This is a genomic window from Bacteroides intestinalis DSM 17393, assembly GCF_000172175.1.
In the GTDB taxonomy this organism is placed as follows: domain Bacteria; phylum Bacteroidota; class Bacteroidia; order Bacteroidales; family Bacteroidaceae; genus Bacteroides; species Bacteroides intestinalis.
The window spans coordinates 666,624-690,803 of the sequence record NZ_ABJL02000008.1 but is presented as its reverse complement, the minus strand read 5'-3'; the positions used below and the strand labels follow the sequence as shown (position 1 = coordinate 690,803).

18 protein-coding genes and 3 tRNA genes are annotated in these 24,180 nt (G+C 43.5%); 12 read left to right on the top strand and 9 right to left on the bottom strand.

Annotated features, from left to right (window positions below; translation table 11 throughout):
- The first annotated feature begins 8 nt into the window (after nt 1–8).
- From BACINT_RS12395 to BACINT_RS12365, 7 genes are all read left to right on the top strand, one after another.
- A complete protein-coding gene (locus BACINT_RS12395) occupies nt 9–959 on the top strand; it encodes an MraY family glycosyltransferase (RefSeq protein ID WP_007663532.1) in 951 nt (316 codons plus the stop codon).
- 182 nt (nt 960–1,141) lie between these two features.
- Nucleotides 1,142–3,076 (top strand): sensor histidine kinase, encoded by a 1,935-nt coding sequence (locus tag BACINT_RS12390; RefSeq protein ID WP_007663529.1) that lies wholly within the window; start codon nt 1,142–1,144, stop codon nt 3,074–3,076.
- 5 nt (nt 3,077–3,081) lie between these two features.
- Nucleotides 3,082–4,827: a bifunctional metallophosphatase/5'-nucleotidase gene (locus tag BACINT_RS12385; RefSeq protein WP_007663528.1), complete on the top strand. Its 1,746-nt coding sequence runs from the start codon at nt 3,082–3,084 to the stop codon at nt 4,825–4,827.
- 42 nt (nt 4,828–4,869) lie between these two features.
- Nucleotides 4,870–5,211 (top strand): hypothetical protein, encoded by a 342-nt coding sequence (locus BACINT_RS12380; protein ID WP_007663525.1) that lies wholly within the window; start codon nt 4,870–4,872, stop codon nt 5,209–5,211.
- Between the two features lie 119 nt (nt 5,212–5,330).
- Nucleotides 5,331–7,652 (top strand): TonB-dependent receptor, encoded by a 2,322-nt coding sequence (locus BACINT_RS12375; protein ID WP_007663523.1) that lies wholly within the window; start codon nt 5,331–5,333, stop codon nt 7,650–7,652.
- Nucleotides 7,653–7,837: 185 nt separating this feature from the next.
- The gene (locus tag BACINT_RS12370) at nt 7,838–8,710 is read left to right on the top strand and encodes an AraC family transcriptional regulator (protein ID WP_007663520.1); all 873 of its coding nucleotides are present in this window, start codon (nt 7,838–7,840) and stop codon (nt 8,708–8,710) included.
- Nucleotides 8,711–8,772: 62 nt separating this feature from the next.
- Entirely contained in the window at nt 8,773–9,534 is a 762-nt protein-coding gene (locus BACINT_RS12365; protein WP_007663518.1) for a creatininase family protein, read from the top strand.
- 78 nt (nt 9,535–9,612) lie between these two features.
- Here BACINT_RS12365 and BACINT_RS12360 read toward each other — a convergent pair whose 3' ends face one another.
- The 4 genes from BACINT_RS12360 to BACINT_RS12345 all read right to left on the bottom strand — a co-directional run bounded on the left by BACINT_RS12360 (nt 9,613) and on the right by BACINT_RS12345 (nt 12,936).
- A complete protein-coding gene (locus tag BACINT_RS12360; RefSeq protein WP_007663515.1) occupies nt 9,613–10,020 on the bottom strand; it encodes a DUF4878 domain-containing protein in 408 nt (135 codons plus the stop codon).
- Between the two features lie 29 nt (nt 10,021–10,049).
- Nucleotides 10,050–10,682, bottom strand: a complete 633-nt coding sequence (locus tag BACINT_RS12355; RefSeq protein ID WP_007663513.1) for a YiiX/YebB-like N1pC/P60 family cysteine hydrolase — start codon at nt 10,680–10,682, stop codon at nt 10,050–10,052.
- A gap of 243 nt (nt 10,683–10,925) precedes the next feature.
- The gene (locus tag BACINT_RS12350) at nt 10,926–11,510 is read right to left on the bottom strand and encodes a Crp/Fnr family transcriptional regulator (protein WP_007663511.1); all 585 of its coding nucleotides are present in this window, start codon (nt 11,508–11,510) and stop codon (nt 10,926–10,928) included.
- Nucleotides 11,511–11,589: 79 nt separating this feature from the next.
- A complete protein-coding gene (locus BACINT_RS12345; protein ID WP_044155227.1) occupies nt 11,590–12,936 on the bottom strand; it encodes an MATE family efflux transporter in 1,347 nt (448 codons plus the stop codon).
- 232 nt (nt 12,937–13,168) lie between these two features.
- On the opposite strand from BACINT_RS12345, the gene BACINT_RS12340 reads away from it, so the two are divergent.
- The 5 genes from BACINT_RS12340 (at nt 13,169) to BACINT_RS12320 (ending at nt 17,293) form a co-directional block, all read left to right on the top strand.
- A tRNA-Ser gene (locus BACINT_RS12340) sits at nt 13,169–13,255 on the top strand.
- A gap of 9 nt (nt 13,256–13,264) precedes the next feature.
- Nucleotides 13,265–13,336: transfer RNA gene (locus BACINT_RS12335), tRNA-Glu, on the top strand.
- Nucleotides 13,337–13,349: 13 nt separating this feature from the next.
- Nucleotides 13,350–13,422 (top strand) — tRNA-Lys (locus tag BACINT_RS12330).
- Between the two features lie 112 nt (nt 13,423–13,534).
- Nucleotides 13,535–15,199 (top strand): putative transporter, encoded by a 1,665-nt coding sequence (locus BACINT_RS12325; RefSeq protein WP_007663505.1) that lies wholly within the window; start codon nt 13,535–13,537, stop codon nt 15,197–15,199.
- Nucleotides 15,200–15,310: 111 nt separating this feature from the next.
- Nucleotides 15,311–17,293 (top strand): fructose-1,6-bisphosphatase, encoded by a 1,983-nt coding sequence (locus tag BACINT_RS12320; RefSeq protein WP_007663502.1) that lies wholly within the window; start codon nt 15,311–15,313, stop codon nt 17,291–17,293.
- Between the two features lie 2 nt (nt 17,294–17,295).
- Here the strand turns inward: BACINT_RS12320 and BACINT_RS12315 are convergent, their stop codons facing one another.
- The 5 genes from BACINT_RS12315 to gmd form a co-directional block, all read right to left on the bottom strand.
- Entirely contained in the window at nt 17,296–18,534 is a 1,239-nt protein-coding gene (locus BACINT_RS12315; protein ID WP_007663501.1) for an LA_2272 family surface repeat-containing protein, read from the bottom strand.
- Nucleotides 18,535–18,539: 5 nt separating this feature from the next.
- Complete coding sequence (locus BACINT_RS12310; RefSeq protein WP_007663500.1) at nt 18,540–20,096, bottom strand: sulfatase; 1,557 nt, start codon at nt 20,094–20,096, stop codon at nt 18,540–18,542.
- Between the two features lie 43 nt (nt 20,097–20,139).
- Complete coding sequence (locus BACINT_RS12305) at nt 20,140–21,798, bottom strand: AMP-binding protein (RefSeq protein WP_007663499.1); 1,659 nt, start codon at nt 21,796–21,798, stop codon at nt 20,140–20,142.
- Between the two features lie 143 nt (nt 21,799–21,941).
- Nucleotides 21,942–23,018, bottom strand: coding sequence for a GDP-L-fucose synthase family protein (locus tag BACINT_RS12300; protein WP_007663498.1), 1,077 nt, complete (start codon nt 23,016–23,018; stop codon nt 21,942–21,944).
- A 20-nt stretch (nt 23,019–23,038) separates the two neighbouring features.
- Nucleotides 23,039–24,115 (bottom strand): GDP-mannose 4,6-dehydratase, encoded by a 1,077-nt coding sequence (gmd, locus tag BACINT_RS12295; protein WP_007663496.1) that lies wholly within the window; start codon nt 24,113–24,115, stop codon nt 23,039–23,041.
- Nucleotides 24,116–24,180 lie beyond the last annotated feature (65 nt).

Here is a 24,180-nt window from a genome sequence, read left to right as displayed (position 1 = left end):
GTACGGTTATGTATTACCTGATTATATTGGTTCTGCTATTTCTGGCAGAACTTTTTTATTTTAGAATAGCTGATAAGTGCAATATCATCGATAAGCCCAATGAGAGAAGTTCTCATACCCGGATTACTTTGCGTGGTGGCGGAATCATTTTCTATTTTGGCGCTTTGGCTTATTTCTTGAGTAATGAATGGGAATATCCCTGGTTCATGTTAGCATTGACCCTAATTACCTTCATCAGTTTTGTGGATGACGTTCGTTCCACTTCTCAAGGCTTTCGGTTAGTGTTTCACTTTACCGCTATGGCTTTGATGTTTTACCAATGGGGGCTGTTTTCTCTTTCGTGGTGGTGGATAATTATCGCATTGATAGTTTGCACAGGTATTATTAATGCTTATAATTTCATGGATGGTATCAACGGCATTACCGGTGGCTATTCATTGGTTATTCTTGGTGCATTAGCTTATATAAATTCTAAGATAATCACTTTTGTTGAGCCCGCTTTGATTTATACCGTCCTTTGCTCTGTATTTGTATTTTGTTTCTTTAATTTCCGTAAAAAGGCGAAGTGTTTTGCCGGTGATGTTGGTTCTGTGAGTATCGCCTTTATTCTTCTTTTTCTGATAGGGAGACTCATTATTAAAACAGAAGATTTCGGCTGGATTATCCTATTGTCTGTTTATGGTGTCGACAGTGTGCTTACTATCATTCATCGCTTGATGCTTCATGAAAACATTGGTTTACCTCATCGCAAACATATGTATCAGTTGATGGCGAACGAATTGAGGATGCCTCATGTTGTGGTTTCGTTGATTTATATGGTGGTACAAGCAATAATAATAATTGGCTATATAGGATGTTTGAACTATGGTTATATATTCTTGCTGGGTGTAATTTTATTGCTTAGCTTTATCTATATATGGTTTATGAAGAAGTACTTTAGTTTACATCAAAAGGTTTAATATTAATTGATTGTATATTAATGTCAGAAAACAGCTCCTAGTGGGCTGTTTTCTTTGTTTATATCTGGTAATATCTTCACAGAACACTTACGGATAAAAATATCATGGCTTAAATTCTACAACTATTTTTCTATTCTTATAACTTTATTGTATATTTGCCGAAACAATTCTATATTCACTGAATGGGCTTATTTAGGAAAATAATATATAGCTTTCTGCTTTTCTTACTGATATCCCACATTGGGCTTTCATCGGCCTTTGCGGTGACTGGAGAACACCCGGTATTGATTATCAGTTCATATAATCCGGACGCACGACAAACTTCTGGAAATATTTACGATTTTATGGAAGAATTTGAGCGGCTGGGAGGGGAGGCTCCGATATCTCTGGAAAATATGAACTGCAAAAGTTTCTCCGAAGCTCCTTTATGGAAAAGTAAAATGGAGGAACTTCTTGCTAAATACCGGGGAAAACGTTCGCCTGTACTACTTGTGCTGATTGGTCAGGAGGCTTGGACAGCTTATTTATCACAAGCAGATTCCATACGTGGAAATGTGCCGGTGCTGGCTGCACTGGCAAGCCGTAATGCCATTATTCTTCCGGATGATTCAGTCGATCTGAAAACATGGATGCCTGATGCAGTGGATTTCTTTAATGACTTCCCTAATTCTTCAGTGAAAGCCGGATTCGTTTATGAATATGATGTAGAAGCCAATATTAATCTGATAAAGAAGCTGTATCCGGAAACCAGGAATATTGCTTTTGTTTCCGATAATAGTTATGGTGGTGTTTCTCTGCAGGCACATGTAGTGGAAGAGATGAAAAAACACCCGGAACTGAACCTTATTCTGCTGGACGGACGAACGAATACAATTTATACCATAAGCGATAAATTACATGAATTGCCTCCCAATACAGCATTGTTATTGGGTACTTGGCGCGTAGATATGTATGACGGATACTTTATGCGCAATGCGACTTATACGATGATGGAGGCTGCCGGTGATGTTCCTACTTTTTCTATAACTTCTGTAGGTATAGGCTATTGGGCGGTAGGTGGAGTGATCCCCTCTTACCGGGCATTGGGTAAGGATATGGCGCATCAGGCGGTTCGTTTGTTGCAGGGACCGGACAGCGACCGGGTGGAAGTAGAGGTAATTCCGAATAAGATACAGATGGATAGCAAGATTGTGAAAGATAAGCGTTTGGATCTGTCTTCCATTCATCAGCCTATAGAAATGGTCAATGAAACTCCATCGTTTTACGAACAATATAAATATCATATCTGGACTGTTGGTACGGTCTTGGTCGTATTGCTGAGTGGATTGTTTGTTTCTCTGTACTTTTACTATCATACTAAGAAACTGAAAGATGAACTTCAGGAGTCGGAGAGTGCTTTGAGAGAAGCGAAAGACCGTGCGGAAGAGTCAAGCCGTCTAAAGAGTGCTTTCCTTGCTAATATGAGCCATGAAATCCGTACGCCGTTGAATGCGATTGTAGGATTCTCCGATGTATTGGCTTCAGGAGGTACTTCGGTGGATGAACAGCAGGGATATGTCGATATTATTAAAACAAATTCGGACTTGTTGCTTCGCCTGATCAATGATATCCTGGATGTTTCTCGTCTGGAGGCAGATAGGGTTACGTTTACAATTGAGAAGTGTGATGTAGTACCACTGTGCCAGCAGGTATTAGCTTCTGTTAGTCAGGCTCGTAAATCGGAAAATGAGTTTATCTTTGAGTGTGACCGTGAAAGTGTGGATTTGCGGACGGATACCCAGCGTTTGCAGCAGGTTATTATAAACTTACTCTCCAATGCCGACAAATTTACCAGAAATGGTAAGATCACATTGAAGCTGGAAGTAGATGATGAGAAGAGAGTAGCTACTTTCTCTGTATCAGATACCGGTACAGGTATTCCGTTGGAAAAACAGAAGCAGGTATTTGAACGGTTTGAGAAACTGAATGAATATGTGCAAGGCACGGGATTGGGTTTATCTATCTGTAAACTGACTGTAGAGAAGTGGGGAGGAGAGATCTGGGTAGATTCCGGATATACAGATGGAGCAAGATTCGTATTTACACATCCATTTGAGATAGAACAACCAAATAAATAATTACTATGAAGAGATTTTACTTTTTTTTAGGGTGGATATTCTTCCTGACAGGAGCCGTGTTGGCTCAGGATAAAATAGTAAAGCTGAAAATTGTAGAAACCAGCGATATACATGGTAACTATTATCCTTATGACTTTATACTTCGACATGAGGCAGCGGGAAGTCTGGCGCGTGTGTATGAGTTTGTTCAGAAGGAACGTGAGACTTATAAGGATAACCTGTTGCTATTGGATAATGGAGATATTCTACAAGGTCAGCCTTGCGCTTACTATTATAATTATATTGATACCATTTCTCTGCATCTGGCTGCCGAAGTGTTGAATTACATGAAGTATAATGTTGGTAACATGGGAAATCATGATGTGGAAACCGGGCGTGCTGTGTTTGATCGTTGGGCAGGTGATTGTAATTTTCCCATTTTAGGCGCCAATATCATTGATACGGTTACAGGGAAAACGCACTTTAAGCCTTATGAAGTATTGGAACGGGATGGTGTTAAGATTGTAGTGCTGGGAATGATTACTCCTGCTATTCCTGTGTGGTTGTCGGAAAACTTATGGAAAGGTCTGCGCTTTGATGATATGGAAGAGACAGCCCGCAAATGGATGAAGATTATCCGTGAAAAAGAGAATCCGGATTTAGTAATCGGAATTTTCCATGCCGGACAAGATGCTCTGTTGATGGGTGGTAAATATCGTGAGAATGCTTCACTGGAAGTGGCTCGTAACGTTCCTGGTTTTGATATTGTTTTGATGGGACACGATCATACCCGTGAATTGAAGAAGATTAAAAATGTAGAGGGAGACTCTGTGTTGATTATGGACCCGGCAAGTAAGGGAGGGGTTGTGGCGAATGCAGATGTTACTTTGAAATTGCGTAAGGGAAAAGTAGTCGAGAAACATATCAGCGGAGTGCTGACTGAGATGAAGAACTATACTGCAAACAAGGATTTTATGGCTCGTTTTGCTCCCCAGTTTAGTGATGTTCGGGATTTTGTGTCCAAGAAGATAGGAAGTTTCACTGAAACGATTTCTACGCGCCCTGCTTATTTCGGTTCTTCTGCTTTTATTGATTTAATCCATATGTTACAACTTGAAATCACGAATGCAGAAATTTCTTTAGCTGCTCCTCTGTCGTATGATACCGAGATCAGCAAGGGTGATGTGTTTGTAAGCGATATGTTCAATCTGTATAAGTATGAAAATATGCTTTATACTATGAAATTGTCCGGTAAGGAGATAAAAGATGCATTGGAGATGTCGTATGATTTGTGGACAAACCAGATGAAATCTCCTGATGACCATTTGTTGCTGCTTCGTGAGAAGCGTCGTGAAGGGGCAACAGATCGTGCTTCATTCAAAAACTTCAGCTTCAATTTTGATTCGGCTGCCGGTATCATTTATACGGTGGATGTAACGAAACCCAAGGGGGAAAAGGTGACTATAACCAGTATGGCGGACGGAACTCCTTTCTCTTTGGATAAAATGTATAAAGTAGCACTGAATTCCTACCGCGGTAATGGTGGAGGAGAATTATTGACTAAGGGCTCCGGTATTTCTCAGGATGAATTGAAAGATCGTATCCTGTACTCTACGGATAAAGATTTGCGTTATTACCTGATGCAATATATAGAGAAGAAGGGTGTGATTGAGCCACATGCGTTGGGACAATGGAAGTTTATTCCGGAAGAATGGGTGGAGCCTGCTGCTAAACGGGATTATGAATACTTGTTTGGAAAAGTGGAAAAATAATCACTATCTTTGCAGTCGCAATTTTTAATAGACTGTAGGGACGTGAATAAAAAGATAAAGAGAATTATAGGGGCTGTATGTTTGTTGGTGCTGTTTGTGGCATATCAGACAAGTATTACAGCCTTTACTCATGTCCATTACGTCAATGGAGTGCTGATTACCCACTCGCATCCATTTCACGGTAAGCACACGCACTCTAAAAGTGAACTTGTCGTTATAGGTCGTTTGTCAACTTTCCAATCTCCGGAGGTTGATGTATATGAAGAACTGCACCCTATGCGGATGCTTCTGGCTATGCTGGAAGCGGAAAAATTAACATCCTTGGTAAAGGAAGAATGGGGGCAGGTCGTTTCTCTTCGCGCTCCGCCGGCATTCGCGGCATAATCTTTTATCAAGCTTTCAGCTTGGAAAGCTACCGGTTAATATACCGAAAGGTACTTGTAGGATATAGCTCGTAGCTTGTCACTCATATTTTCAATACATACATTTTTGAGCGCAAATTAATGAAAAAACATATACTTGCGTTGGTGCTTACTATGGTTTGCATCAGCCTCTATGCCGTAAATCCTATAAAGGAAGGCAACATGATTTCCGGTCACGTGATAGTGAAAGGAACAGAAGAAAATATACCCTATGCAACTATATTAATCAAAGAAAGCGGTCAGGGAACAGTCTCTAATGAAGAAGGTCAGTTCGAGTTCCGTAAACTTCCTGTCGGGAAATACACGCTTCGCGTATCAGCGGTAGGTTATAAGACGCAGGAAAAAGAGGTAACTGTCAGTAAAGACTTTACTGCAGTCATACATTTCCAGATGCAGGAAGAGAGTTTCATGACGGATGAAGTAGTGGTATCTGCCAACCGTAATGAAGTGAGCCGTAAGGACGCTCCGGTAGTTGTCAATGTGATGAGTGCCAAGCTCTTTGAGATGGTGAATTCTACAGATTTGGCAAAGACGCTGAACTACCAGTCCGGCCTGCGTGTGGAGAACAACTGTCAGAACTGCGGTTTTCCACAAGTACGTATCAATGGCTTGGAAGGCCCCTATTCTCAGATATTAATAAATAGCCGTCCTATCATCAGTGCCCTCAGCGGGGTATATGGACTGGAACAGATTCCCGTGAATATGATAGAGCGTGTGGAGGTAGTGCGTGGTGGTGGTTCTGCTCTGTTCGGAGCGAATGCAGTAGGTGGTACTATCAATATCATTACTAAAGATCCTATCAGTAATTCTTTTCAGGTATCGAGCATGTTTTCGTGCATGGATGGAAAATCGTGGGAACAATATATGGGTGGTAACGTCTCCCTGGTTGCAAAAGATAATTCTTACGGTATCGCGCTGTATGAAAGCTATCGTAACCGTAACCCTTATGATCGTGATGATGATGGTTTCTCCGAACTTGGTAAACTGAATATGAATACTTTCGGTTTCCGTGCTTACTATCGCCCTACGCACTTCAGCCGTATCAATCTGGAATACCATACTACTAATGAGTTCCGTCGTGGTGGTAATAAATTTGATCTGCAACCGCATGAGTCGGATATTACAGAGCAAACTAAGCACATTATTAATAGTGGTGGTGTCAGCTATGATTTATTCTGGCGTGAATATAAGCATAAGATTTCTCTTTATGGTTCTATTCAGCATACGGATAGAAACAGTTATTATGGAGCGCAACAGGACATGAATGCTTATGGTAAAACGGATGATCTGACCTGGGTAGCCGGTGGCATGTATGTAGGCAATATGAACAACTGCTTCTTTGCTCCTGCTACTTTTACCGGTGGCCTTGAATATCAGAATAACTCCCTGCATGATGTCATGACTGGTTATCATCGTGATATGAAGCAGGATGTACGCATAGCCAGCGCCTTTGTTCAGAATGAATGGAAGATGCGTCAGCTCACTATGCTGGTGGGTGCCCGCCTCGATAAGCACAATCTAATAGATAAGTTGATTTTCAGCCCGCGTATCAATTTCCTTTATAAACCGACTGAGGATTTCCAGGCGCGTCTGACGTATTCTACCGGTTTCCGTGCACCGCAAGCTTATGATGAAGATTTGCATGTGACAGCTGTAGGTGGTGAAGGAGTTCAGATTAAGTTGGCTGATAACCTCCGTGAAGAGCGTTCCAACAGTTATAGTGGCTCTGTGGACTGGAGTACACATCTCGGACATTGGCAAGCGAATATTTTGCTGGAAGGTTTTTATACTGACCTGCGCCATGTGTTCGTATTAGAAGATATCGGTAAGGATGATAACGGGGATAAAATCAAAGAACGTCGTAACGGTAGTGGTGCACGGGTATATGGTGTCAATCTGGATGCCAAATTGGCTCATGGCAAAGAAGCACAACTCCAGTTGGGATTCACCGCACAACGTAGCCGTTATATGGATGCCGAGGTCTGGACCAAAGTGGATGGTGAAGAATTAACTACCAAGCGCATGATGCGTACACCGGATTATTATGGCTATTTCACTTTCTCTTCCGCACCATTGAAAAACTTCGATTTCTCTTTGTCAGGCATCTATACCGGAAAGATGATCGTTCCTCACTATGCTCCGGTGGATGCCCCGGAAGGTGCGTTTTGCAATATTGAAAAAGACCGTATGGAGAATACTCCCGATTTCTTTGATCTCAATCTGAAGTTAAATTATACCTTTGTTTTGCGTGATCACATCAAGTTGCAACTCAATGCAGGTGTACAGAATATCTTCAACAGCTTCCAGAAAGACCTGGATAAAGGTGAGTTCCGTGATTCCGGTTATTTTTACGGACCAACGCAACCAAGGACATTCTTTATCGGCTTTAAATTTATGAATTAGGCTGAGGTCTAAATTTAATATTGCAAGTGTTTGCAAAATTATTGCATGGGCTTATGAATTTATTGCAAGAGCATAATTTCATAAGCCCTTTCTTGTAGAAATGTTCCCTTTTTCTTTTTTTAGGATATTTCGGACGGTTTTCAGCGAAATATTGCTTAAGTTTGCCACGCAAATAAGAAAGGGAGATGAAAAATATAAAGAACGTAGATATTGCAACTATTCGCCGTTTTCCGGCAATGGATTTTATTGGGAATGATTTTGCCATATTCGACAATATAGGAGATATCCCTTTGTTCGGTTATCCTACACGCCTGAATGCGTCCTGTCTGACACTCTGCATGAAAGGGTATTGCAAGATACGTATCAATCTGAAAGAACATGAACTTACCGAAGGTGTTCTTGTGGTTACTTTGCCCGAACAGATTTTGCAGCAGGTGGAGCGTTCGGATGATTTCACCGGTGTTTTTATAGTTGTCTCCGGTCAGTTTATAGATGATGTGCTCCCCACGGTACAGCAGTTATTCCCTCTGTTTTTTATGATTAAAGAGCAGCCCTGTGTACGCCTCAATCCGGAACAAATGGAGGCTGTGCAGGAGTATTACTCTTTCCTTCAAAAGAAGGTAAAACTGAAAGACAATCCTTTCCGTAAAGAGATTACTCAGGGATTGATACTGTCTCTTTTCTATGAGATATATAGCATCTATCAAGGCAATGAGCCTACTGTCAGAAAAGTAAAAAGCAGGAAAGAGGATCTTTTTGAGCGTTTTGTCCGTGCAATTACAGAGTCGTACAAACAGGAACGCAGTGTTGCCTATTATGCCGACAAAATGTTTCTGACAGCCAAGCATCTTTCTACAGCTGTAAAAGAAGTCAGTGGAAAGACTGCCGGAGAATGGATAGACAGTCTTGTTATTTTGGAAGCTAAAGCTTTGTTGAAATCTTCCGAAATGAGCATTCAGGAAATCTCCGATGAACTGCATTTTGCTAACCAGTCTTTCTTTGGCAAATATTTCAAGCATCACACCGGAATGTCTCCAAAAGAATATCGTAAGCAATAGTACACAGTGTCGGAATATTCTTTATTTTTGCAGGTATCAAATACCCCCAAAAATAAGAAAACATGGAAAAAAGAGAAATTGACCTTACTGTTTCCTGCTATGGAAAAGTGAAGGATGTGAAGTATGATGCCGTTATACTTCCCTGGGGCGCAACAGAGCCTCATAACTTACATCTTCCGTATCTCACCGATTGCATTTTGCCCCATGACATTGCTGTAGACGCTGCTATGCTGGCACTGAAACGTTCCGGGGTACGTTGTATGGTGATGCCTCCTGTACCATTCGGTGCCCACAACCCCGGGCAGCGTGAACTTCCCTTCTGCATACATACCCGTTATGCCACCCAGCAGGCTATTTTGGAAGATATTGTCGCTTCTCTTTATGCTCAGGGTATGCGTAAACTGATTATTGTCAGTGGACATGGCGGGAATAATTTCAAAGGTATGATACGCGACCTTGCCTTTAGTTATCCGGACTTCCTGATTATTGCTACCGACTGGTTTAGCCTCGTTCCCACGAAAGATTATTTTGAAGCTGAAATAGATGACCATGCCGGTGAGCAGGAAACTTCCGTAATGATGCACTATCATCCGGAGCTGGTAAATCTGAATGAGGCAGGTGATGGGGATTCTAAGCCTTTTGCTATTTCTTCATTGAACGAAAAGCTGGGATGGGCACCGCGCCATTGGGATAAAGCTACAGTGGATAGCGGGGTAGGGAACCCCAAGAAAGCTTCGGCTGAGAAAGGTGAACGCTATGTGAAACCTATTATTGAAAAGCTTGCCAAGCTCTTCACGGAAGTAGGGCAGGGTGAACTTTACTAAGTAAAATAAAACGGGCGGTCCGGTAAGAAATACTTTTCTTAACTGAACCGCCTTGTTGCTTATACTGAGATGAAAAGCTTACTTATCTATCGACATTAGCCATTTACCATCTCTTTTCACCATCGATTGCGTACCTTCTTGTGTTTCTCCGTTTCCGTAGGTTTGCTTTATTTTTACAGTTGCTGTGTTTCCATCTTCCGATATTTCTTCCGATAGAATCTCAATACTTTTCAGTCCACCCATTTTTTCATACTCTTTGCCCACTTTATCTCTCAATAAGGCAACGAATCCTGCTTTTTGCTCTTTCAGTTTATCAGCAGTTTCGCTGTCATCCAAAGCAATGCCATCTACAAACTTTTCATAGTCACCTTTGATAAGGTAGTTGCTATACTTCTTCATCGCATCTCCCGGACTACTGGAAGAGGAGCAAGCTGCCATCATAAACATAGCCATAACCATCAGACTAAAATAAAATACCTTTTTCATACGCTTTTTTTTAAATGATTAATGTGTATTTAAAAATAGTATATCAAACAGAGGCGCTTACTCTGTGCAATATCGTTAGGCAGGAGATAATCTCCTTTGAATCCCGGAATATTCACGTGACTGATACGTCCCTCAGGCAAGTCTATTCCTTGTTTTTTGTATACGAAATCAATCAGTTCCGTACAGTACATTCGCGTTGTATCTGCCAGATTATAATCATGGTCGAATAGTACATGGGCATGATATAACCGTTCTGCCTGTACTGCTGCTCTGTATGCGCTTGCAGAATCCTCTGCTATACGCATAATGGCCCCGTTAATAGCTTTTCTTTCTTCAAAAAACACTTCAACTGTCTCCATTTTTACACGATCCGGATCGTCTTTGAAATCCGGTTCGCCGGGCACAGCATGTATCACATACCATTGTCCGTCTTTCTTCTTCAGGATGCCGGTATGCGAATACGTTCCTTCACGGTCTGCAGCCAGCACCACTCTACTTGTAATCCCTGTTCCTCTTCTGAAAGTGATATCTCCATCCCGAAATAATTCCTGTGGCAATTGCAGCAGGCGGGTCTTTTTATCAGGACTTCCCTGGCATCCCGCCAGTATAAGTGTGAACAACAGCGTTATTTTTAGTAGTGCTACGTGTGGCTTCATTTCCATTAATACAAATATATGAATAAGTTTGCATTACTACACGTTTTTTAAATGAATTTTGTGGAGTGAACGAAAAAAGAGGTAACAACCTCTATACATTGTTACCTCTTTTTTAATCTATACCCTAAAAACTAATCTCTTTCCTTATAAAAACTAATTCTATTTCTTTTTTGATGGCGCAAAGTTAGAGAGTTCTTGGGGAATATGATTTGATATAAATCAAAAAAATGTAGATTCATATTGTCTTTTTTACAGTATGCCCGAGCGTACCCGGCTAAGGGTTTCGGGCGTCATCAGCAAATAAGATGCGATATGTGACAATGGTGCCCGTTTGATGACCTCCGGATGGGTATGCATTAGCATGTTGTAGCGTTCGCGTGCTGTTTCGAATCGCCAGGAGTCAGCTTTCACTTGAGATACGATGAGTGAGTACTCCAGTATCTTACGGTAGAACATATTGATTTCCCAGGAGATTTCTGTCAATCTCATGAATTTATCGTAGGGGAGGAGGTATACTGTGCAAGGTTCCAGAGCTTCTGCCATCAGGCGGGTAGGTTCTTGCTTCAATGTACTTTCTATGCAGATGATGACACAGCCTTCGTAGGAAAAGTGCTCGGTGACGTCTTTACCGTTTTTGTAATAGAACTGGCGCATCATGCCTTTACCCACAAATACCATGTGGTGGCAGACTTGCCCTTCCTTGAATAGGAGTTCACCCTTTTCCAGCTCTTTGCGGATCAGAATATCTTCTATCAGTTTTCTACCCTCAGGTGCCATACCCGGATAACGGGAGTTCACAGTGGCATTAACTGTTTCTTTTAATAGTGTATCCATAATTGTTCGCTGGTATTTATAACCGTTTCCGGGCACAAAGGTACGAAAGATTTGATTTAAATCAAATCTTGTGAAATGATTAGTGCTTAGCGACAAACCCCTTTGTTGTCCACTTCATGCTATACCAGCGTCGTACGAAGATAGCTCCCCGGATGTTTTCATCCAACAGGAAGGCAACCCACATACCACAGATGCCCCATTCCAAAGGAATACCGAAGATGTATCCCAGCCCGACGGCAACGCTCCACTGAACCACCAGTCCGACGTAAAACGGGTAGTTGACGTCGCCGGCTGCACGCAGAGCGTTCGTGGCAAAAATATTGATAGGTCGTCCGATTTCGAGAATAACGTCAATGATGAGGATGGTGGTACCCAGCCGGATGATCTCTTCGTTGGAGGTCAGCCAGTGGAAAATGGTGTTTCCGAAGACGGCCAGAACCGTGGAAAGTATGACGGTGATCATTACGGATTTCTTCATTACGTATTTTCCCATAAGGAAGGCAGCATGAGGTTTTCCCTCTCCGATGAGATGACCGATGCAGATGGCGCCTCCTTGTGCCATGGCAATGCTGAAGAGGTAGGCGAACATGATAATGTTGACGCAGTAGGTACGGGTGGCCAGTGCTTCGACGCCCAGCATATTGATGAAAAAGGTAATCACTACTTGCGATGAACTGTAAGAGAGTTGCTCTCCGGCAGAGGGCAGGCCTACTTTCATCAGGTTCTTCAGCTCGGGCCACGGGAATGGACGGAAATAAGCGACAGGGAAACGGTGGATATGTTTGCGGAACAGGATAATGAATAGTAGTACCATGGAAACTCCGCGGCTGAAAGCTGTGGAAATGGCAGCACCTTCTACACCAAGTTCCGGGAAGCCGAAGCGACCGAAGATAAGGGAGTAGTTACCTATGATATTAAGTATGTTGACAACGACGGTTACCAGCATTGGATAGATGGCTTTGTTTGCACTGCGTAGGGAAGCGGACAGGGTTAGGGAGATAGCTTGAAAGAAAGCGAAAGCACCCACGATGCGCATATAGTCCATACCGTCCGTCATCAGTTCGGGAGTGAGTCCCATGAGGCGTAGTATCGGTCCGGCACAGGAAAAAAGGAACAAGCTGACAGAGACGCCGATCACTATATTCACAAGGATGGATACGCCGACTACCTGGACTACTTTCTTCTGCAGGCGTGCACCGAGGTATTGGGAGCAAAGAACAGAGGTGCCAAGGTTGATAACCTCAAATATAAGGAAAGTAAGCATGATGATCTGGTTGACCACTCCTACGGCGGCAACGCTACTATCTGAGTGGCGGCTCAACATAATAGTATCTACAGCACCCAGCATCATGATGAGCAGGGTCTCTATAAAGATGGGGGCAGCGAGTTTGGCAAGTCGCTTTTTTAAGCTTTCCTGATGTATCATTTCGTAGTGTTTGAAATCCGGTGATGAAAAATCGCGCAAAGGTACGGAATGAGAGGGAGGGAAGAATTGATATGAGTCAAATAAATTATTTTTTTTCCGACCTTTGCTTTTGACTTTTAACAGATTACACCTTTTCCTGAAAAAAGTCAGAAAAAAATATGATGGAAAGATTTGCATAGTCCAAAAGTTTCCCATACATTTGCACCGCATTTGAGAAACAATGCAGGTTTAAGGAAGTGTGGGTGAGTGGCTGAAACCACCAGTTTGCTAAACTGACGTACGGGTAACTGTACCGGGGGTTCGAATCCCCCCGCTTCCGCAAACAGCCGGTGGATTCGTCTAACGGTTAGGACACATGCCTCTCACGCATGCAATACGAGTTCGATTCTCGTATCCACTACGGAAAATTTAATGCACTCTTAGCTCAGCTGGTAGAGCAATTGACTCTTAATCAATGGGTCCAGGGTTCGAGTCCCTGAGGGTGTACAAGGAATAAAGCGGTCATCAAATAGATGACCGTTTTTTTTATGCAATTATTCCTTTTCTCCGGGAAATACTTCCTATCTTTGCGGACTGAAATCAATAAAACGTAAAAACATTGGATTGGTTATACAGTTTATTCATTGAACACTCCGCCCTACAGGCGGTTGTGGTGCTCTCGCTGATCTCTGCTATTGGTTTGGGGCTGGGAAAGATACATATCTGCGGTATATCGTTGGGAGTGACGTTCGTGTTCTTTGCAGGTATCCTTGCCGGGCATTTCGGATTGTCTATAGACCCGCAGATGCTGAACTATGCGGAGAGCTTCGGCTTGGTGATATTCGTATATGCACTGGGACTGCAGGTCGGTCCTGGCTTCTTCAGTTCGTTCCGCACAGGCGGTGTACAATTGAATATGCTGGCAGTAGGCGTGGTGTTGATCGGTACGCTGATGACACTGCTGGGAAGTTATGGGTTGGGAGTCTCTCTGCCGGATATGGTAGGTATCCTTTGCGGAGCAACAACGAATACACCGGCTCTGGGGGCTGCACAGCAAACGCTGAAACAGATGGGAATCGAAGCGAATACTCCGGCTCTGGGGTGTGCGGTGGCATATCCGATAGGAGTAGTGGGAGTTATTCTCGGTATTCTGATGATACGTAAGGCGCTGGTACGTAAGGCTGATTTGGAAGTCAAGGAGAAAGACGATGTGAATAAACCCTATATTGTTGCATTCCAGGTGCACAATCCGGCAATCTTTAATATGAGTGTGAAGGATATAGCTCAGTTGAGTTATCCTAAGTTTGTGATCTCCCGTTTGTGGCGGGATGGCAATGTCAGCATCCCCACTTCTGAAAAAGTGATTAAAGAAGGCGACCGCTTGCTTGTTATCACTTCAGAAAGAAATGTTCCTGCCTTGACTGTATTGTTCGGTGAGCAAGAAAACACGGACTGGAACAAGGAAGATATTGACTGGAATGCCATTGATAGCCAGTTGATCTCCCAGCGTATCGTGGTGACACGTCCGGAACTGAATGGAAAGAAACTCGGTTCACTCCATTTACGTAATCATTATGGTATCAATATCAGTCGCGTCTATCGTAGCGGGGTGCTGCTGCTGGCTACGGCGGAACTTACCTTGCAATTGGGCGACCGGTTGACGGTAGTGGGGGAGGCCGCTGCTATACAAAATGTGGAAAGAGTTTTGGGAAATGCAGTGAAGAGCTTGAAGGAACCTAATCTGGTGGCTGTATTCGTGGGTATTGTCCTTGGCCTTGCTTTGGGAGCGATACCTATTGCCATACCCGGTGTCAGTACTCCTGTAAAGCTGGGCCTAGCGGGAGGACCGATTATCGTGGGTATCCTTATCGGTACTTTCGGACCACGCATGCATATGGTGACTTATACAACCCGTAGCGCAAACCTGATGCTACGTGCCTTGGGCTTGTCACTCTATCTGGCCTGTCTGGGACTGGATGCGGGAGCTCATTTTTTTGATACGGTATTCCGTCCGGAAGGGTTGTTGTGGATAGCTATCGGCTGTGCACTAACCGTGGTTCCTGTGTTGATAATGGGAGTCATTGCTTTCCGTTGGATGAAAGTCGATTTCGGTTCGGTAGCCGGAATGCTGTGCGGAAGTATGGCGAATCCAATGGCTTTGAATTATGTTAATGATACCATTCCCGGTGATAATCCTTCAGTTTCTTATGCTACGGTTTATCCCTTGTGCATGTTCCTGCGTGTGATTATCGCCCAAGTGCTGCTGATGTTCTTTTTAAGTTGAGAGTTGAGGTTTGGGAACGTAAAGTTGAGGATTAGGAACGTAGAGTTGAGGTTTGAAATGAAGACACAAGCCCATATATAATTTGTAATTTGTAAATTGTAATTAGATATCATGAGTAATATTACCCCTGAAAGCATCATGAGCGACTTGCGTTATTTGCAGTTGCTGTCACGCAGTTTTCCGACGATTGCGGATGCCAGTACAGAAATTATTAACCTGGAAGCCATTCTGAACCTCCCGAAAGGGACAGAGCATTTCCTGACCGATATTCATGGTGAATATGAAGCTTTTCAACATGTGTTGAAGAATGCTTCGGGAGCGGTGAAACGGAAAGTGAATGAAATCTTCGGGCATACATTGCGTGAGAGTGAGAAGAAAGAAATATGTACTCTGATTTATTATCCCGAAGAAAAGTTACAGTTGATTAAAGAGCAGGAAGCCGATCTGGATGACTGGTATCTGATTACACTGAATCAATTGGTGAAGGTATGCCAGAATGTTTCTTCCAAATATACACGCTCTAAAGTGCGTAAGGCACTTCCGGCTGAATTCTCGTACATTATTCAGGAGTTGCTGCATGAATCGAGCGTAGAGCCAAACAAGCATGCCTATATCAATGTAATTATCAGTACTATCATTTCCACCAAGCGTTCGGATGATTTCATCATTGCAATGTGTAATCTCATTCAGAGGTTAACGATTGACTCTCTGCATATTGTAGGTGATATTTACGACCGTGGCCCGGGAGCACACATCATTATGGATACACTTTGTGATTATCACAATTTTGATATTCAATGGGGAAATCATGATATTCTGTGGATGGGAGCCGCTTCCGGTAATGATGCCTGCATTGCCAATGTGATTCGTATGTCGATGCGTTATGCCAACCTGGTTACACTGGAGGACGGATATGGTATTAACCTGTTACCACTTGCCACGTTTGCCATGGATACGTATGCGGATGATCCCTGTACAATCTTCGCTCCGAAGATGAACTTTGTGGACAGCAACTACAATGAGAAGACTTTACGGCTGATTACGCAGATGCATAAGGCGATTACGGTGATACAGTTCAAGCTGGAAGCGGAGATTATAGACCGTCGTCCGGAGTTCGGTATGCAGAACCGGAAGTTACTGGATAAGATTGATTTTGAGAGAGGTGTCTTTGTATATGAAGGAAAAGAATATCCATTGCGCGATACAAACTTCCCGACCATAGATCCGGCTGATCCATACCGTCTGTCTGATGAGGAACGGGAACTGATAGATAAAATCCATGCTTCGTTCATGAATAGTGAGAAGTTGAAGAAACATATGCGTTGCTTGTTTACATATGGAGGAATGTATCTGGTTTGTAACAGTAATTTGCTGTACCATGCTTCCATGCCTCTGAATGAGGATGGTAGTTTCAAACATGTCCGTATTGGAAAGAAGGAGTATTGGGGCAGGAAACTATTGTGCAAGACAGACCAGTTGATCCGTACGGCTTACTTCGATGAAGACGGTACGGAGGAGAAGAGTTTTGCACTGGATTATGTGTGGTATATGTGGTGTGGCCCGGATGCTCCATCGTTTGACAAAGATAAAATGGCGACTTTTGAACGCTATTTCATTGGAGAAAAAGAATTGGCTAAAGAGACGAAAGGATATTACTATACTCTACGTAATCGTGCTGATATTTGTGAACGCATTCTTGCAGAGTTCGAAGTCACGGGACCTCATTCACACATCATTAATGGCCATGTACCTGTGAAGATCATCAAGGGTGAAAAACCGATAAAAGCAGATGGTAAGTTGTTGGTGATTGATGGCGGGTTCTCCAAGGCATATCAACCGGAAACAGGTATTGCCGGATATACGTTGGTCTATCATTCACATGGCTTGCAATTAGTGCAACATGAACCGTTCCAAAGCCGTCAGAAGGCGATAGAGGAAGGCCAGGACATCAAGTCTAATATCTTTGTCGTAGAGTTCAATTCACAACGTATGATGGTGAAAGATACGGATCAAGGAAAAATACTGGTGACACAGGTACAAGACTTGAAGAAGTTGCTGGTGGCGTACAGGACGGGACTTATAAAGGAAAAGTGATTTTAGTATTTAAACAACACCACTCCTCCTTCCACAATCACTCCTTTATCGTAAGTGACCCCTTTGTTGTAGTAGCGGCTGCCACCATAACCACCTGTGACGAATACACCCAAACGGTCATTTAGACGATATTCCAGATTGACACGTGCTTGGAGAGCGTAAAGGCGTGCAGGGAAGCCATAGTCTTTGTTCTTGAAGTTTTCGATGTGCTGGAAGCCCAGGTCACCGCTGATAAATAATTGCTTATATAGGGGAAGCTCAAGACCTGCACGATAGAAGAGAGAGGCTGAAAACTTATCGCTGAAATCCAGATAGTGCGTACCACCGCCTAAGATGGTATAGAACAGATTGTTCTTGAAGCGAGCACCTACATTCAGCTTTGTAGCATTGCCTCCGAAAAGCATTAACTGCACTTTAGTATCCGGATTGGCATTGACCAGACCTAACTGGAAACCGTCGAAACTATTCTTATAATAGTTGACTAATCCAATCTGTACGCCTTTTCCTTTTCCGGCAAAATTGAAAGGGGCAACTTGTGCTCCTGTGAAGTGTTCACCTACCACATTACCCAGACCGGATATCTGTAAACCTTGCATGTTTTCTCCTGTGATGTTACCCAAACCGCTGATTTGTACGCCTCGCAGATTTTCGCCTACAATGTTCAGCAAGCCGGAAGCGGTGATACCAATGAAATCTTCGCCTGAAATGTTGGCTAATCCTGCAATATGTGCTCCCGAAGAATTCTCTCCGGCAATGTTCAGCAAGCCACCAATGAGAACACCACTGGCATTGTCTCCTACAATATTGGTAAGTCCGGAGAATATAACACCTTGTGCATGATTTCCTGTGATACCGACTAAACCGGACAAGGATACACCACAGAGATTATCTCCGTTCACATTACTGATACCTGCTATCTGAACACCGCGCATGCTGCCTCCTACCAGGTTGGCAAGACCTGTAACCTGTACACCGTTCATGTCACGGTATACCACACTACCCAGTAGATTGATACCCACGCCGTTCAGACGGTTCATAGAAGAGAATAGACCGAGGTTGAAACAAGTACTTCCTACAGTATCAGTCTGTTGTGTGGACATATTCTTCCACAGGGAGAGATTGACGCCGACAGGTTCTCTGTTTTTCTTGGTTGTTTCAGTCGATTTGTTGTCTGTAGTCTGTGCAGAAAGTGTTCCTGCAACCATCAGTAATGCAATAATAGATGGAAATAATCTTCTCATTGATTTTAATCTTTAATTTCATCCGGCCAGGGCGCTAAGTTACCGGTTGCACGGAGCGTAGGACGCTGTGCATCTACCGACCGAAGGTAGTTACTTAATTTCTGTGCTAATTTCTTTACAATGCGTGGGTTTTCCATTGCCACGTCGTTTTTCTCGCTGATATCAGCGGGGATATTGAATAGTTCACGCTTACCGTCTACAAAGTAGTAGACGAGTTTCCAGTCACCGGAACGAATGGAGCAAGTTGCTCCGATACCCGGCCCCGAAGGTCCCCAGCTATGAGGATAGTGCCAATAGATATCGCGGTCTTTTACCTTCCCTTTTCCCGTTAGCAATGGCATGAAGCTGATGCCGTCCTGTTGTTGTACGGTGGTATATTCTTGAATACCTGCTATTTCGAGGATGGTCGGATAAAAGTCTTCAATCATAAGATAATCTCCGCATTTCGTATCGGGAGCCACTACACCAGGCCAGCTTACGATCATTGGTTCGCGGATACCTCCTTCATAGGCGGAACCTTTTCCACTGTTGAGTGGGTAGTTCTGAGTATGGAGTTCTCCGGCGCGGGTATGTGCGGCCAGTCCGCCATTGTCGGACATGAAAAGGATTACGGTATTGTCTGTTAGTTGGTTACGTTCCAGATAATCCATCAGGTCTCCCAAGCTCTTGTCCATGCCTTCGATGAGGGTGGCATAAGCTGCTTCTACGGGAGGAAGCCCTTTATCCAGATATTTCTGGTAAAAACGATAATCGGGTTGTATGGGAGTATGAATGGCATAATGAGCCATGTATAGGAAAAATGGTTTATCCTTTTGCTGTGCCTTATCCAAAGCTTTCATAGCCTCTAATGTAAGTGCTTCGCTGAGGAAAGTATCCGTGCCATGATATTGCTCCAATCCGGGAACGGCAGCTAACGGACTTTTGCCATCCGGCTTATTCCCAAAATTATTTTTGCCGTAATAACTGGCAGGTGATCCGGCTGCATGTCCGGCTATATTCACTTCGAATCCCATTGTCAGCGGATCGGCTCCGGGTGTATCATTTGCTCCGAAATGGGCTTTACCGCAATGTATGGTCTGGTAACCGTTATCTTTAAGTACCTGTGCCAACGTAGTCACTTGGGTAGTACGTTCAATTCCCGGTTCCTGGCAAATGCCGTTTACATTCCATTCGGGATAGGTCATTACTGAGTCGGGTTGTTCGTGAGTGGTATTTTTACGTAATGTCCAACTGGTTACGCGATGGCGGGCTGCATTCATTCCTGTGAAAAGGCTGACACGGGTAGGGGAACTGATACTGCAGGCATACGCTTGTGTGAACATCTTGCCTTGTGTTGCCAGACGTTCCATGTTCGGTGTATGGTAGGTGTCGTTGTAGTGTGTCCGTTGAGTCCAGAAGGGCAGAGAAGTATCCTGCCATCCCATGTCATCAACCAGAAACAAAACAATGTTCGGACGTTGCTTTTCTTTCGGCACACCTTTTTCCGGAGATGCTGCAATCGCTTCTCCTGCCATGCCCCACATTGGAATCATGGCAGCCGATATTAATAATTCGCTTTTCATTTGAGATAATACTTTAATAAAGGTTAGTCGGTTAATTACAATCTTATCCCTTTGCTTCCTGGTATAAGAATCGTTTAATGGAGCGTTTTGGAGTTTTCTCAAATTCTTCGGGATAGATTTTCATTTTGAATATCTGGCTGTATGCAGGCAACATGGTGTTTAGCGTGGCACGGTTTTCTTCCATGACCCGTTCTATATCTGCGGTAGTCAGGCCGTGTGCAAAGGCATCGTCGAAGTCCGGATATACCAGTCCGACAAGCTTTTCATTCTGCTGCACGATAATACTTTCGGCAACGTACGGCATGTTATTCAACTTATCTTCTATTTCTTCGGGGTATATATTTTGTCCACTGGAACCGAGCAACATATTCTTGCTGCGTCCTTTGATGGTGATATTCCCTTCGGCGTCCATTAGTGCAAGGTCGCCTGTATGCAGCCAACCGTCAGCGTCGATTGCTTCACGTGTGGCTTCTTCATTTTTATAGTATCCAAGCATAACATTCGGTCCGCGGCATACGATTTCCCCCGGTATATTTTCCGGATCGGAAGAAAGAACTTTCACTTCCATACGCGGAACCGCCTTACCGCAGGAACCCGGTTTGAAGCGTGACCAGTCTTCGTAACAGATAATCGGACCACATTCTGTCATCCCATAACCTACCGTGTAGGGGAATTCTATCATGTGCAGGAATTGTTCTACTTCCTGATTGAAAGCGGCACCGCCTACGATAACTTCTGCAAAACGTCCGCCGAAAGCATTGACTACTCCTTCGCGTACAGTTGCTTTAATCTTGTCATTGATGATGGGAACTTTCAGCAATAGCTTCATGGTAGGTGTTTCCAGTTTCGGAAGCACGTTCTTCTTAATGATCTTTTCTATAATAAGCGGTACAGCCACTACAAGGTGGGGCTTCACTTCCGAGAATGCCTGGAAAATGATTTTGGGGCTTGGCATGCGGGTTAGGAAGTAGATCTGACATCCTGCTGAGAACTCGTACAGGAATTCGAATGCCAACCCGTACATGTGTGCCATTGGCAACATGGAGATAATCTTGTCTCCGGCTTTCAATGGCAATACTTCGAATGCGAATGCCGTATTGGACCACAGGCTGCGGTAGGGCAGCATTACCCCCTTGGAGTAACTCGTTGTTCCGGAAGTATAGTTGATGACTGCCAGTTCTTCGGGCTGATCTTTGTGATATTCAATGTGTTCTTTACGGAAATTCTTGGGGTATTTCTTGCCGAACAATTCGTTCAGATGTTCACGGGCGTAATCCAGTTTCTGTGTGCGTGAGATGAGAATGGAGAAGTCCGTCATCAGAATGATGCCTTCCAGGATAGTCATTGCAGATTCGTTGAGGTTTTCCCATACCTGGTCGCCCACAAAGAGTAATTTTGCTTCGGAGTGATTGACAATGTTGTGTACATTGTCCGCTTTGAACTCATGAAGGATAGGAACTGCAACTGCTCCGTAGGTAAGTGTGGCAAGGAAGGTGACTCCCCAGTGTGAGCTATTACGTCCACAGATGGCTATCTTATCGCCTTTTTTAATACCGCTTGCTTCGAAGATTAAATGTACTTTCTCTATTTTGCGGGCTACATCTTTATATTGTAGGGTAGCGCCATTATAATCTGTCAGGGCATCAAGGTCCCAATTCTCTTTAATACTATTCTCAATGTAGGCGATAAAGCTTTGTTCCATGATATTATATATTGCACATTTATTTGAAATTTGTGCAAATATAAGGCTTTATCAAAAGAAAGCAAATTTTTAGCTAAAAAAAGCGGGATATGTATATAATTTAGCCCTGGCATATTAAAATATGGCCAGGGCTATTGAAATATTTACGATTTTAAATACCAATGATAGATGCGTTGTACGCCTTCTTCTATTTCTACTTTGTGGTGCCAACCCAGAGAATGTAGTTTTGAAGGGTCAGTCAGTTTACGCATGGTGCCGTCCGGTTTGCTACTATCGAAACTCAGTTGGCCTTTGTAGCCTACAGTAGAAACAATCAGTTCGGCAAGGTTGCGGATGGAGATTTCTTTACCTGTACCTATATTGATGTGGCAGTTACGAATGTCTTTATCGTCTGGTTTATAGGTGTCTTTGAAGTCTACATGTTCCATGACGAATACACTGGCATCTGCCATTTCTTCGCTCCAAAGGAATTCGCGAAGCGGTGTACCGGTACCCCAAAGTTTCACTTCATTGTCACTGATACCGTATTTAGCAAGAATGGTGAGAATATCCTCTTTGCTGCCGGTTCCGCCAATGCCTTCTACGGGACGGAGATCCAGGTCTTTGCGTATGGCATCCCAATCACCTTGTTTCAGACAGTGGGCAAGGTGTATCTTGCGAATCATGGCAGGAAGTACATGACTGCGTTCCAGATCGAAATTATCGTTCGGGCCATAGAGGTTGGTAGGCATTACAGCAATATAATTTGTACCGTATTGCAGGTTGAAACTTTCGCACATTTTCAGTCCGGCAATCTTAGCTATGGCATAGGGTTCATTGGTGTATTCCAAGGGAGAGGTAAGAAGTACTTCTTCTTTCATGGGTTGCTCGGCATCGCGTGGATAGATGCAAGTGCTGCCCAGGAAGAGGAGTTTCTTTACATTATGGCGGAAACTTTCGCCGATGACGTTCTGTTGTATTTGCAGGTTCTTGTAGATGAAATCAGCACGATAGATACTGTTTGCCATGATGCCGCCTACGAAAGCGGCAGCAAGGAATACATATTCCGGTTGTTCTTCATCAAAGAATCTACGAACGGCAATGGCGTCCAGTAAGTCGACTTCTTTGTGGGTTTTGCCAATAAGATTGGTATATCCTTTATCTTGCAGGTTCTTCCAGATTGCAGAACCTACCAGGCCACGATGACCTGCTACGTAGATTTTGGCGTTTTTGTCTAACATTATATTTTAAGTTTTATGTATTAATTCTCTTGTGATCTCAGATACAGCTTCTTCACGAACTTCATGTCATGCGTTGCCATAATCTTCACGAGATCTTCAAAGCTGGTTTGTCTTGGGTTCCAGCCCAAAAGTGTTTTGGCTTTGGTAGGATCACCCAGCAATTGTTCAACTTCGGCAGGACGGAAGTATTTTGAATCTACTTCTACAATGATTTTGCCTGTCTTCACATCAATGCCTTTTTCTTCGACACCTTCACCTTCCCAACGCAGTTCAATACCTACTTCTTTGAAGGCGAGTGTGGCAAACTCACGAACAGTATGCATTTCTCCTGTGGCAATCACGAAATCTTCCGGTGTATCATGCTGAAGAATGAGCCACATACACTCTACATAATCTTTCGCATATCCCCAGTCACGGCGTGCGTCCAGATTACCTAAATACAATTTATCCTGAAAACCTTGTGCTATGCGTGCAGCAGCCAGCGTAATCTTGCGGGTTACAAATGTCTCACCTCTGCGTTCACTTTCATGATTGAAAAGGATACCGTTTACGGCAAACATTCCATAACTTTCGCGGTAGTTTTTGGTAATCCAGAAACCATATTGTTTGGCTACTCCGTACGGGCTACGGGGATAGAAAGGCGTTGTTTCCGTTTGAGGAACTTCCTGTACTTTTCCGTAGAGTTCCGAAGTAGATGCCTGATAAATCTTTGTTTTTTTCTCCATGCCCAGGATGCGGACAGCTTCCAGCATACGGAGTGTACCAATGGCGTCCGCTTCAGCTGTGTATTCCGGTACATCAAAAGATACCTTTACATGACTTTGTGCGGCAAGATTATAGATTTCATCCGGTTGCACCTGCTGAATGATTCGAATGAGCGAACTGCTATCCGTCATATCGCCGTAATGCAGGTTAATAGTACGTTTCTGTTTCATGTCGCGCACCCATTCGTCGAAGTACAAGTGTTCGATACGTCCTGTATTGAATGAGGATGAACGGCGGAGAATACCGTGAACTTCATATCCTTTTTGTAATAAGAATTCGGCAAGAAACGAACCGTCCTGACCTGTTATTCCGGAGATTAGAGCTGTTTTCATATTGTAGGCTTCGTTATAAATTGATTTTAAGAGGACAAAATTCGTTGTTTTTTACGAGAAAACAA